This window comes from Paenibacillus aceris (assembly GCF_017874035.1).
Lineage (GTDB): Bacteria > Bacillota > Bacilli > Paenibacillales > NBRC-103111 > Paenibacillus_E > Paenibacillus_E aceris.
In genome coordinates this window covers 572,734-585,170 of the sequence record NZ_JAGGKV010000001.1, presented here as the reverse complement: position 1 = coordinate 585,170, position 12,437 = coordinate 572,734, and the positions used below count along the sequence as shown (strand labels likewise).

The window sequence follows — 12,437 nt, the reverse complement described above, 5'->3', positions numbered from 1 at the left end:
GAATGAAAACAATTGTCTTTACCGGAGGAGGCTCCGCAGGACATGTTACACCTAACATTGCTCTCATGCATAAGCTGAAGGAGTCAGGTTGGGAAATTAAATACATAGGCTCGGCTACAGGCATCGAGAAGGACATTATAGAGCGCGAGGGTATTCCTTTTTACCCGATATCTTCTGGGAAATTACGTCGATATTTTGATCTGAAAAATTTCAAAGACCCTTTTCGAGTACTAAAAGGTGTGTATGAATCTTATAGATTGCTCCGTCGTCTGAAGCCCGCCATCGTCTTTTCGAAAGGCGGGTTCGTTTCCGTCCCGGTCGTTTTGGGCAGCCGGATGAACAAAGTGCCTGTCATTATTCATGAGTCCGACATGACGCCTGGACTGGCGAATAAAATTTCCATTCCTTTGGCAACGAAGGTTTGCGTGACCTTTCCAGAGTCTTTACAGCATGTTCAAAAAGAAAAAGCGGTTCTCACAGGTCTGCCGATTCGCGAACATATTACAAGTGGAAAAGCTTTACGTGGCTATCAGCTTTGCGATTTTCATAAGCAGAAGCCAGTCATTTTGATCATGGGGGGCAGCTTAGGCTCTCAGGTCATCAACCAAGCAGTCAGAGAAAATTTGCCTCGCTTGCTCGAGCAATTTCAAATTGTTCATTTATGCGGCAAAGGCAACATTGCGGCTGAGTTTGCAGCGACGCGCGGATATAAGCAGTACGAGTATCTAAATGATGAGCTTCCGGATGTGCTCGCGATGACGGAGCTTGTTATATCTCGGGCGGGAGCTACGTCTATTTATGAGTTTTTGGTATTGGAGAAGCCCATGCTGCTTATTCCATTATCACTCCAAGCTAGCCGTGGCGACCAAATCCTGAATGCCAAATCGTTTCTGAAAGCCGGCTATGCGGATGTCCTGCAGGAAGAGGAACTAACAGCTGAGACGCTGTTATCCCGACTGGAGGCACTCTATGCGAACAGAGAAGCTTACAAAACCACCATGCGGTTGCAGAGCGGCAGCGATGCCGTTGCATCGATCGTCAAACTGATTGAAACCTATAGCTTATCGAGTTAGTTTTTCGAAAGCGAATAGGCGATTGTCACACTCTATCCGATTTTACATAAACTATACTATAACCGTGACAGACACCTAAGGCTGTATATGGCGCCAAAGCTTGAAGCCCGGCCATCTTCAAATTTGGTCCGTATTTTTGAAATTAAGGAGCTCTCAACAGATGTTCCAATAATTTCGCCCTACGTTCTGTGAAGGAGGTTTTCCCATGCAGCAGTTAATATCCGACTTACGTGCAGCAAATATTGGCGAGATTCGAACGAATGAGCGACTAGCCCCTTATACAACTTGGAAAATCGGTGGTCCGGCCGATTGTCTTATCCTCCCAAACACGAAGGAGCAGGTTGCTGCTGTCATCCGTTTCCTGCATCAACGCGGAGTACCATGGACGATCATCGGTCGAGGCTCAAACTTACTTGTCAGCGACAAAGGCATTAGAGGGGTAGTTATCAAACTTGGCTCTGCGCTGGAGACTTTGCGTTTTGAAGGTGCAACAGTCTATGCCGGCGGCTCCTATTCGTTCATTAAATTGTCCGTATTAGCGGCCAAAGAAGGTTTAACCGGACTGGAGTTTGCTTCGGGCATTCCCGGTTCTGTGGGAGGCGCCGTCTACATGAATGCAGGGGCTCACGGGTCTGATGTGTCACGCATACTCAAGCAGGCTGAAGTCATCTTGGACACAGGGGAATTGGTCACGATGCAGGCGGAGGATTTGCAGTATGCCTACAGGCATTCCATTCTGCACACTCTACCCGGCATCGTCACAGAAGCCGTCTTTGAATTACAGGTTGGAGAACGTAAAGAAATCGCCGGAGCCATGGCGGCATACCGGGATCGGCGTCTCCGCACGCAACCGCTTCAATTAGCTTGTGCTGGAAGTGTATTCCGCAACCCCAATGGGGGATTCGCCGCAAAGCTCATCGAAGAGGCCGGCCTGAAAGGCAAACGTGTTGGTGGAGCGGAAATCTCCACGCTGCACGCCAATTTCATTGTGAACACCGGAGATGCTAAAGCCGAGGACGTTCTCACTCTCATCGCAGAAGTACAGCAGATCGTACAGAAACAGTACGGAGTATCGCTAGTACCGGAAGTTTTGGTGATGGGTGAGAGGTAAATCGGAGGTGGAACTTTGGAGAAGCTCGTTATCGAAGGTGGAAGACCTCTCACGGGAGCCATCCAGATACACGGCGCTAAAAACGCCGCATTACCAATCTTAGCAGCCTGCATGCTGGCTAGCGGCACTCATACTCTGCATAATGTTCCCAATTTGCTCGATATCGACACGATGCTGCGCATTCTTCGTGCGCTCGGCTGTCGTGCCGATCAGCAAGGGGATGCAGTATCCATCACAACATCCACAGCTAATTCCTCGCATATTCCTGAAGAATTGATGGGGCAGATGCGTTCCTCCATCTTTCTTATGGGTCCGCTGCTCGCTAGATTTGGCAGTGTCACGGTGTATCAACCCGGCGGCTGCGCGATCGGCGAACGTAAAATCGATTTGCACCTGAAAGGGCTTCAGGCTCTGGGGGCCAGCATCGAAGAATTCGCAAACAAAATTGTTTGCACAGCAGAATCGCTGCATGGCAGCGAAATCGTCCTGGACTTTCCGAGCGTCGGAGCTACGGAAAATATCATGATGGCTGCTGTGAAAGCCGAAGGCATCACAACGATTTATAATGCGGCAAGGGAGCCGGAAATTCAGGATTTGCAAAACTTTCTGAACGCCATGGGCGCCGACATTATCGGAGCAGGTACGGATACCATTACCATTCGGGGTGTGGCAACTCTGTCACCTTGCACCTACCGTATCATTCCCGATCGAATAGTAGCCGGAACCTTCATGGTGGCCGCTGCTGCAACGAAAGGGAACATAACCTTGGAGAAGGTTAACCCTGCCCATTTGACCTCGGTGATTCATGTCCTTAAGCGTGCAGGTGTTCAAATCAATACGGACGGTGATATAATACATGTAAGCTGTCCGACAAGACCGAAAGCCGTGGAACGTATCGTGACTTCGCCGCATCCGTCTTTTCCGACCGATCTTCAATCTCAGGTCATGGTGCTGTTATCTCTAGCAGATGGTATGAGCGTAATGAAAGAGACGATCTTTGAAGGTAGATTTAAACACGTAGATGAACTGTCCCGTATGGGTGCAGATATCCGTGTGGATATGAGTTCAGCCTTTATTCGAGGCGTTCCGAGGCTGTATGGAGCGACAGTAGAGGCGACAGATTTACGTGCTGGCGCAGCGCTTGTTATCGCCGGTCTGGCTGCGCACGGTACGACGATCGTTGAGCAAATTCATCATATTGATAGAGGCTATGATAGAATTGAACATATGTTGTCAAGGTTGGGAGCCTCTGTGCATCGCCAATCACCTGTCCCAAGTGAGTAAGCTGAACAAGTAAATGAATGCCGCGCATCCCTTCCTGGACACAGGCGGGGATTCACGGTTTCATTTGATTGGTTACATACAAGTTTGTAAATTTTAACCTTCATTCGAAACTATTAGGTGGTGCCCATCTTGTCTGACGACCGCAATGTGCCCGCTCTGCCGCCTGTACCAAAGCCACGAGCGCGTACCAATCGGAAGCTGCTCATTTTTTTGTTCATTTTTTTCATCATCATTTTATTCATTTTATTTTTTCAATCTTCGCTTAGCCGCATAAGTGCCATTGAAGTTGAAGGAAATGAGCTTATGGCCTCAGAAGCAATTGGACAAGCCAGTCAAATCGCTGTTGGCGACCGTTTCTTTGCCTTCAGTTCCCGGTCGATCGAGCAGCGTATTACCTCGCTTCCAATGATTAAGTCGGCGGTGGTGAAGAAGCATTTCCCTGGTGTTGTACACATTACGGTACAGGAATATCCAAAGGTTGCCTTCCAAATAGCTGCTGACGGTAAGAAACAGGCCGTGCTTGCCGACGGTGCCGTCATCGAATTGCCTGCTGGCAGCAGCATTCCACTGGATATGCCCATTTTGACGGGATGGACGGACGGCGATCCGAATAAGGCGGCGCTTTGCAAAGTGCTGGGTGAAATTCCGGAGAGCGCGCTCTCGGATATTTCAGAAATTAAGCCGGATCCGTCTGAGCCGTATCCCGACAAAATTAAGTTGTACACGAGATCCCAATTTGAAGTGTACACCACGATTGCCTACCTGCCAGAGAAAATTGACAATTTGCCTGCTTATATAGCAAGCTTACAAGAGGATCACATAACTAGCGGTGTTATCAAAATGCTAGAAGTAGAGTATCACGCTCCGTTTGATCCTAACGAAGATGCAAACAGTGAAACGAACAATGCTTCGGGGCAAAAAACTGGAAACAGCTCGGCGAGTCCAACGCCCGATCCTAACAAAGCAGGCGCCAAGCCGACTCCAAAAGCAACGACGAAACCGTCACCCTAGGAAACAGCGCGTCCTTCCTGATAAAAAAACGGTTTAATGGGCTACTCAATCATGAAATTTAATGTTAAAATTAGTTTTATGGTTAAATAGAATCCTATTAAACCCTAGAAATGTAAGTGCAATTACTAGACATGATATATTTGTATTCTAATGAAAATTGACTGTTTAAAAAAACGACTTTAATGCCGGCAAAAAAAATGTTGAAAAAAGAGGGAATATGGCGGTTGTGTGGAATACGTATTTAAGTAATTGTAATGAAAACACTTTATTATCCAAGTTATAGGAGGTGCCAGGGGCTTGAGCAACAATGACATCATTGTTAGTTTAGACATCGGTACATCCAAGGTTCGAGCTATTATTGGGGAAGTTGTTAACGGAACCATTAATATAATAGGTGTGGGATCTGCCGAGTCAGAGGGTATTCGTAAAGGCGCCATCGTTGACATTGATCAAACAGTACATTCCATACGGAGCGCGGTTGATCATGCTGAACGAATGGTGGGCGTACAAATTTCCGAGGTTTACGTAGGAATTTCAGGAAATCATATTGCTCTTCAATCGAGTCATGGTGTTGTAGCTGTCTCCAATGAAGACCGTGAAATCGGGGAAGAGGATATTGATCGTGTAATTCAAGCGGCAAGAGTTATCGCATTACCTCCCGAGCGTGAAATTATTGGAGTCGTACCTAAGCAGTACTTAGTTGATGGACAAGAAGGCATTAACGATCCTCGCGGTATGATTGGCGTCCGCTTAGAAGTTGAAGCGACGATTATCACTGGCGCGAAAACGGGGATACATAATTTGATCCGTGTTGTGGAAAAATCCGAACTGAAAGTTGCAGGTCTCATCTTAATGTCGCTTGCATCCGGTCAGTTGGCTCTTTCCAAGGATGAAAAAGCAGTTGGAACTGTTCTGGTTGATGTAGGTGCAGGTGCAGCGACGATCGCTGTGTTTGAACAAGGGAATCTGATAGCCACATCAACGATTCAAATCGGCGGGGAGTATATCAGCAATGATATCTCGATAGGCCTTCGTACTCAGCTCGAAATCGCAGAGAAAATAAAGCTGAAATACGGTTGCGCATCGGTAGAAGACTCAGCCCCCGATCAAATGTTTAAGGTGACGAGAATGGGAAGCAATGTGGAAAAAGAGTTTTCGCAAGTCGATCTCGCGAATATTATTGAACCCCGCGTTGAGGAAATTTTCCAAATGATCCGTGCCGAAGTGCATCGTCTTGGATATGGCGATTTAGCCGGTGGGTATGTGCTTACGGGTGGAACTGTTTGTATGCCAGGTGTACTCTCAATTGCGCAGGCTGAGCTTGCAACATCTGTAAGAATTGCCGTTCCTGATTTCATCGGTGTGCGCGATCCTTCTTATACAAGTGGTGTTGGTATCATTCAATTCGTTTCCAAGTACATGAAAAACCGGAATTCAGGCTTTACGAAAAAAGTGGCACCAAAAGCTGCAACAAAAAAATCCTCCGAAAGCACAAAACCTGGTTTAATGGAACGTGTTAAAAGTTTTTTCAGTGAATTTATATAGTGAACGCAACGTTAGGGGGATATGACTCACATGTTTGAATTTGATATGGATATGGAACAGTTGGCTCAAATAAAAGTCATCGGTGTTGGTGGCGGCGGTAGTAATGCTGTTAATCGAATGATCGAGAATGGCGTAAAGGGCGTTGAGTTTATCACAGTTAATACGGATGCCCAAGCTCTCCACCTCGCGAAATCGGTACATAAACTGCAAATCGGGGACAAGCTGACACGCGGTCTTGGTGCAGGCGCGAACCCGGATGTAGGGAAGAAAGCGGCAGAAGAGTCAAGGGAGATGATTCTGAACACGCTTCGCGGCGCTGACATGGTATTCGTTACTGCAGGAATGGGTGGCGGTACCGGAACAGGAGCTGCTCCGGTTATTGCGGAAATCGCCAAAGAAGTAGGAGCTTTAACCGTCGGTGTTGTTACACGTCCGTTTACGTTTGAAGGACGCAAACGTTCTCTGCAAGCTGAGCAAGGGATTGCTGCGCTGAAAGAGAAAGTGGATACGCTTATTATTATTCCAAATGATCGACTTTTGGAAATCGTAGATAAAAAGACGCCAATGCTTGAAGCATTCCGTGAGGCGGATAACGTACTTCGTCAAGGTGTTCAAGGGATCTCTGACTTGATCGCGGTTCCTGGACTTATTAACTTGGACTTCGCCGATGTGAAAACGATCATGACGGAACGCGGTTCTGCCCTTATGGGGATCGGTGTGGCAACAGGCGAAAACCGTGCGGCAGAAGCAGCGAAAAAGGCGATTTCCTCACCACTCTTGGAAACGTCCATCGAAGGCGCTCGCGGGGTTCTCATGAACATCACTGGCGGTGTGAACCTAAGCTTGTACGAAGTCAATGAAGCGGCGGATATCGTGGCATCTGCTTCCGATATCGAAGTGAACATGATTTTCGGAGCGGTAATTGATGATAAGCTCAAAGACGAAATTCTAGTAACGGTTATCGCTACGGGGTTCGAGCATAGATCACCAAATCTGAGTCAACCTGCCAAGCGTCCTGTTACCGGTCACCAAGAACAACCGCAATCATCGTCTTCCGTGTCTTCGGACAATCGATTGAACAACCTCAAGCCATTTGGCTCACAGCCATCCAACGATCAATTAGATATTCCGACGTTCCTGCGCAATCGCGGACGGAATAACGACAAATAATTACACGAAATGTGTAAAGAGACCGAAGTCCTACATCATGTAGCGGCTTCGGTTTTTTGTTGTTCCTAAGGCTTTTCTAGTTCGTAATAGGCCGCATCAACTGACAAAAAAAGTAGTAGCCTACTAGCAAGTTTAGACAGACTTTGAACTAGGATTGCCCTATACTGATTTAGAACCTTAAAGTTTCGTCAGGAAAATGGTTGAAAAGGCATCTATTACGGAGGTGAGGACATTGTGATCGTCTACGCGGATCTCATTTTCCTGCTGAACTTTCTGATGGATGCGGCCATGCTGATCGTAACGGCCAAAACACGGAAAATACCGTTCAAGTGGTGGAGAATCGTAGGTTCGTCGTTCTTAGGAGCCTCCTATGTCGTCATTATGTTCTTGCCGGTACCCTTATTTCTATTTACATTTTCTGTGAAATGTATGTTTTGTATAGGGATGATTATGACTGCTTTTGGGTTCGGCTCTTTACAAAATTTATTGAGAAACCTCGGAACGTTCCTCTTAGTAAATTTTGCTGTCGCAGGCGGTATGTTTGGCATCCATTATGTGCTTGCATCTTCCTCTGATGTGATGAAGGGAATTGTATTTACCCAATCCGGAGTGGCCATGTTCCAATTTCAGATTGGCAGTGTACTTTTTGTTCTTTTGTTACTTATTCCTTTACTTTGGTGGTTCAGAACAGTGTTGCAAAGTACGAAGCAGCGTGAGGTGCTGACGACTTTTGTAGCAGAGGTTACGATTCATGTAGGAGATTATACAGCCTCTTGTAAAGGGCTAATTGATACTGGAAATCAATTGTATGATCCGTTAACACGTACCCCAGTGATGGTGATGGAAGTATCGGAATGGGGCGATGTTCTACCTGTGGAATGGCTTCAAAGGATTCGGTCAGCCGACGTTGACCAAATCATAAGCGGTTTGGGTGAAGAAGAGTTCATTTGGCAGGACCGGATGCGTCTTGTGCCTTACCGGGGCGTTAATCGGAACACCCAGTTCATGCTGGCCATCAAGCCGGATAAGGTGGTGATTACCCATAATCATACGCAGATTGAAGCCTCTAAGGTACTTATCGGTCTCGACGGTGGAAAGCTTTGCAGTGACGGCTCCTATCAAGCGATTATTCATCCCGCGTTAATATCGGCCGGTTAGCAGCATCCATAGCGCATACGACGACTGTTCTGCATATGTAAAACACAGCGAATTCTTACGTGGACAGTTTTACATAGGCGAAACTTAATTAATGCTTACAAAGTTAGTTTTGCATACGCAAAACACAGCTTACGCTTACGATGCAAGTTTTCCTATGGAAAACTCAGTGAATGCTTACGAAGCAAGTTTTCCTACGGAAAACTCTTAGGAGGAAACTAACATGCTCTTGAAGTGGAAAATGCGTTTTCAACTAGCGTACTATCGAATATTGATGCTTCTGGGTCTTAAGGGAGAAGAAATCTATTACATAGGTGGAAGCGAAGCTTTGCCGCCTCCGTTAACAAGAGAAGAAGAAGAATACTTATTGGAAAAATTACCATCCGGGGATGCAGCGATTCGAGCGATGTTAATTGAACGCAACCTGAGATTGGTTGTTTATATAGCCAGAAAATTTGAAAATACAGGCATCAATATTGAGGACCTCGTTTCAATTGGCGCGATTGGCTTAATTAAAGCTGTGAACACTTTTGATCCTGAGAAAAAGATTAAGCTCGCAACGTACGCTTCACGATGCATTGAGAATGAAATCCTGATGTATCTAAGGAGGAACAGTAAAATACGGACGGAAGTATCTTTTGATGAGCCGCTTAATATTGATTGGGACGGTAATGAACTATTGTTATCCGATGTGCTTGGAACAGAAAACGATACCATTTACCGCAATATTGAGGAACAGGTGGACCGTAAGCTGCTGCATAAAGCGCTTGATAAACTAAGTGAACGTGAGCGTATTATCATGGAGCTCCGCTTCGGATTGCAGGATGGCGAGGAAAAAACGCAAAAAGACGTAGCCGATCTGTTGGGTATCTCACAATCCTACATCTCAAGGCTGGAAAAGCGTATCATTAAAAGGCTTCGCAAGGAATTTAATAAGATGGTGTAAGGGAAAAAGAGAGGATAGGATGGTGTCGCCATCCTGGCTCTCTTTTTTTTATGAAAAATATTTTTTTGCAGGCAATGTCGAAATTGTTCAGGAGTCACAGGGGGGAGCGAGTCGGAGACCTTTTGTCAAGTGGCAGGACAGCGGGTGGACGAGGAATAAATCACACACTCACGGGGATAATTAACATTAATGTTTCTCCTTGGGAGGTAATCACGGTGACCCGAAATAAAGTTGAGATATGTGGTGTTGATACCGCCAAACTGCCTGTTCTGACCAATGCTGAAATGCGCGAGCTGTTCGCTGATTTGCAGACCAAGCAGGAGCGAACGGCAAGAGAGAAATTGGTGAATGGGAACCTCAGATTGGTTCTAAGTGTGATCCAGAGGTTCAACAATCGCGGAGAGTATGTGGACGATCTCTTCCAAGTTGGCTGTATTGGTCTGATGAAAGCCATTGATAACTTCGATTTGAGCCAAAATGTTAAATTCTCAACCTATGCTGTACCGATGATTATAGGTGAGATACGCCGCTACTTACGAGATAATAACCCGATTCGCGTTTCTCGTTCCTTAAGAGATATTGCTTACAAAGCGCTGCAAGTCAGAGACAGCCTGACGAACGCGAACTCACGCGAGCCAACGATTTATGAGATCTCCGAGGCGCTGAATGTGCCCAAAGAAGATGTCGTCTTTGCGCTCGATGCCATTCAAGATCCGGTCTCGTTATTCGAACCGATTTATCATGATGGCGGTGATCCGATTTATGTGATGGATCAGATTAGCGATGAGCGGAATAAGGATATGTCCTGGATTGAAGGTATTGCTCTTCGCGAAGCGATGCGAAAACTGAATGCAAGGGAGAAGATGATTCTCTCCATGCGCTTTTTTGAAGGGAAGACACAGATGGAGGTTGCCGATGAGATTGGCATTTCCCAAGCACAAGTTTCCAGGCTTGAGAAATCAGCTATTTGCCAGATGCAAAAACACGTAAAATCGTAATTTCTTTACATAAAGACCGGATGCGGCTGTGACAAGCTGTGACGGTCTTTTTTTCATTTTCAGGACATTTTGCCCATCGGGCACATATACTAGTACAAAATCAGTTAAAATCCTATGAGATTCGTGGTGAAAAGCCTCATGAAAATATCTGATTTCCAAACGAAGGATGTCATCAATATCGTAGACGGCAAAAAGCTCGGTACAATCAGTGATTTGGAGCTTGATCTGCGTCAGGGTCGGATCGAATCGATTGTAGTGCCTAACCAAAGCCGGTTCTTCGGATTGTTCGGTACAGGGACTGACGTCATCATACCATGGAAGCATATTGTGAAAATTGGCGCTGACGTTGTACTTGTAAAGCTTGAAGATGCCCGACCTTATCGTCAAACTGATGAAAACGAAGGTGTTTATGAGTTCAATCGGCAGTTCCGGAATTAATGTATGACACACGAATGTAGGCTGCTGCTCCACAGTGAGCCAAGAGACAATCGTGTGTCTTTTTGTTTTGTGCTAAAGTAGAGGTAGATGAATGTAAGGGAGTGGAATGAACGTGGAACCATTTGTGAAACAAGTAAAAGAGGGTCAGCCTGTTCTTTTTACGATTGATACATGGTTGGAACAGTACAAAGGGCTAACGGCGGGCTTTACTTCCCGCCAAGGGGGAGTCAGCGAAGCTCCCTACTCAACGCTGAATTGCGGCTTGCATGTGATGGATAAGCCAGAACACGTGATCAGAAATCGTGAGCTGCTGGCTGAGGCCATCGGTCAGCCGTTTGATGCTTTTACCTATGGCGAGCAAGTGCACGGTAATGAGGTGACCGTCGTTAGCCTCATAGAGAAAGGCAAAGGAAGAACGTCTAGAGAATCAGCGATTCAAGCAAAAGACGGCTTCATTACACAGGAGAAGGGTATTGTACTCTGTGCGCAGTTCGCAGACTGTGTACCTCTGTTTTTCTACGATCCTGTTCAGCAGGTGATAGGGCTTTCTCATGCGGGCTGGAAAGGGTCTGTGCTAAACATTTCCATGGCTACAATAACCTTAATGACACATACTTTTGGTAGTCAGCCATCTGACATAAGGGCTGCCATTGGGCCTTCCATTGGCGTATGCTGCTATGAGGTTGACGAAACCGTTGCCAGCCGTGTTTATGCTGCACTTCATGAGATAAGTGCTGCGCCTGATGAACAGCTTTCAGTCATTAGGGGGAAAGAAAACGGTAAGTACATGCTGAATCTGCAAGAACTGAACCGAAAATTGTTGGAACAAGCAGGAATTTTGTCGTCCCATATCGAAGTAACTCAGTTATGTACGAGTTGCAGCTCCGATGACTTCTTTTCTCATCGGAAAGAGGGCGGCTCGACAGGTAGAATGGTTGCTTGGATTGGTCTTCGATAAGAGCAGGCAAGCGATGTTTGGAATTGGGGTGTTCGCATATAATGAACTTAATAGCGCGTAAAGAGGAAGTTGAAGCTCGTGCTGCCGCAGCTTGCAAGCGGTCAGGCCGAGATGAGAATGAGGTCAAGATTATTGCAGTAACAAAATATGTTTCGCTTGAGACGACCAGAAGTGTACTTGATGCAGGGCTGCTGCATATCGGCGAGAATCGCTGGCAGGATGTAAAGCCCAAGTGGGAAGCACTTCATGATCGTGGAACCTGGCATTTCATCGGTCATTTGCAGACGAATAAGGTGAAGGATGTCATCGGTAAATTCGCCTATATTCACTCGCTCGACCGTATGTCGCTCGCCAAAGAACTGGACAAGCAGGCCGCGGCGTTGGGTATTAAAGTGAACTGTCTGCTGCAAGTAAACATTTCCGGAGAAGCGTCTAAGTACGGCATGGATCCCGAGCATTTCTTCGAATTTGCTGAAGAAGTTAGCAAACTGCAGCATATACATATCTCCGGTTTAATGACCATGGCACCTTATGAAATGGAAGCCGATGCAACAAGACCCGTGTTCCGCGGACTTAGAGAACTTCGAGACAAGTTGAATGAGCGGCATATTTTCCCTTATGATATCAAAGAGTTATCCATGGGGATGTCCGGTGATTTTGAAGTGGCCATTGAAGAAGGAGCCACGTGGGTGCGTTTGGGAACCGTTTTGGTTGGAAAAGAAGCGTAATGGTTACTTAGGATTGAAGA

The 12,437-nt window shown here is 46.3% G+C and carries 12 protein-coding genes; all 12 read left to right on the top strand.

Going from position 1 to position 12,437, the window contains the following annotated elements; all coding sequences use genetic code 11:
- Positions 1-2 precede the first annotated feature (2 nt).
- Entirely contained in the window at positions 3-1,073 is a 1,071-nt protein-coding gene (locus J2Z65_RS02860; RefSeq protein ID WP_167063742.1) for an undecaprenyldiphospho-muramoylpentapeptide beta-N-acetylglucosaminyltransferase, read from the top strand.
- A 205-nt stretch (positions 1,074-1,278) separates the two neighbouring features.
- Positions 1,279-2,184, top strand: coding sequence for a UDP-N-acetylmuramate dehydrogenase (gene murB / locus J2Z65_RS02855; protein ID WP_167063745.1), 906 nt, complete (start codon positions 1,279-1,281; stop codon positions 2,182-2,184).
- Positions 2,185-2,199: 15 nt separating this feature from the next.
- Complete coding sequence (gene murA / locus J2Z65_RS02850; protein WP_167063747.1) at positions 2,200-3,468, top strand: UDP-N-acetylglucosamine 1-carboxyvinyltransferase; 1,269 nt, start codon at positions 2,200-2,202, stop codon at positions 3,466-3,468.
- Positions 3,469-3,597: 129 nt separating this feature from the next.
- Complete coding sequence (locus J2Z65_RS02845) at positions 3,598-4,479, top strand: cell division protein FtsQ/DivIB (RefSeq protein WP_167063749.1); 882 nt, start codon at positions 3,598-3,600, stop codon at positions 4,477-4,479.
- A 297-nt stretch (positions 4,480-4,776) separates the two neighbouring features.
- The gene (ftsA, locus tag J2Z65_RS02840; protein ID WP_167063751.1) at positions 4,777-6,024 is read left to right on the top strand and encodes a cell division protein FtsA; all 1,248 of its coding nucleotides are present in this window, start codon (positions 4,777-4,779) and stop codon (positions 6,022-6,024) included.
- Between the two features lie 30 nt (positions 6,025-6,054).
- Positions 6,055-7,194, top strand: a complete 1,140-nt coding sequence (gene ftsZ / locus J2Z65_RS02835; RefSeq protein WP_167063754.1) for a cell division protein FtsZ — start codon at positions 6,055-6,057, stop codon at positions 7,192-7,194.
- A 234-nt stretch (positions 7,195-7,428) separates the two neighbouring features.
- Positions 7,429-8,352: a sigma-E processing peptidase SpoIIGA gene (gene spoIIGA / locus J2Z65_RS02830; protein ID WP_167063756.1), complete on the top strand. Its 924-nt coding sequence runs from the start codon at positions 7,429-7,431 to the stop codon at positions 8,350-8,352.
- Between the two features lie 220 nt (positions 8,353-8,572).
- Positions 8,573-9,295, top strand: a complete 723-nt coding sequence (gene sigE, locus J2Z65_RS02825; RefSeq protein WP_167063758.1) for an RNA polymerase sporulation sigma factor SigE — start codon at positions 8,573-8,575, stop codon at positions 9,293-9,295.
- A gap of 215 nt (positions 9,296-9,510) precedes the next feature.
- Positions 9,511-10,293, top strand: coding sequence for an RNA polymerase sporulation sigma factor SigG (gene sigG / locus J2Z65_RS02820; protein ID WP_127451991.1), 783 nt, complete (start codon positions 9,511-9,513; stop codon positions 10,291-10,293).
- Positions 10,294-10,431: 138 nt separating this feature from the next.
- Entirely contained in the window at positions 10,432-10,731 is a 300-nt protein-coding gene (locus J2Z65_RS02815; RefSeq protein ID WP_167063761.1) for a YlmC/YmxH family sporulation protein, read from the top strand.
- A 106-nt stretch (positions 10,732-10,837) separates the two neighbouring features.
- On the top strand, positions 10,838-11,689 hold the full coding sequence (pgeF, locus tag J2Z65_RS02810; RefSeq protein WP_193581054.1) for a peptidoglycan editing factor PgeF: 852 nt from the start codon (positions 10,838-10,840) through the stop codon (positions 11,687-11,689).
- A 41-nt stretch (positions 11,690-11,730) separates the two neighbouring features.
- Positions 11,731-12,417: a YggS family pyridoxal phosphate-dependent enzyme gene (locus J2Z65_RS02805; protein ID WP_167063767.1), complete on the top strand. Its 687-nt coding sequence runs from the start codon at positions 11,731-11,733 to the stop codon at positions 12,415-12,417.
- Positions 12,418-12,437: the final 20 nt, after the last annotated feature.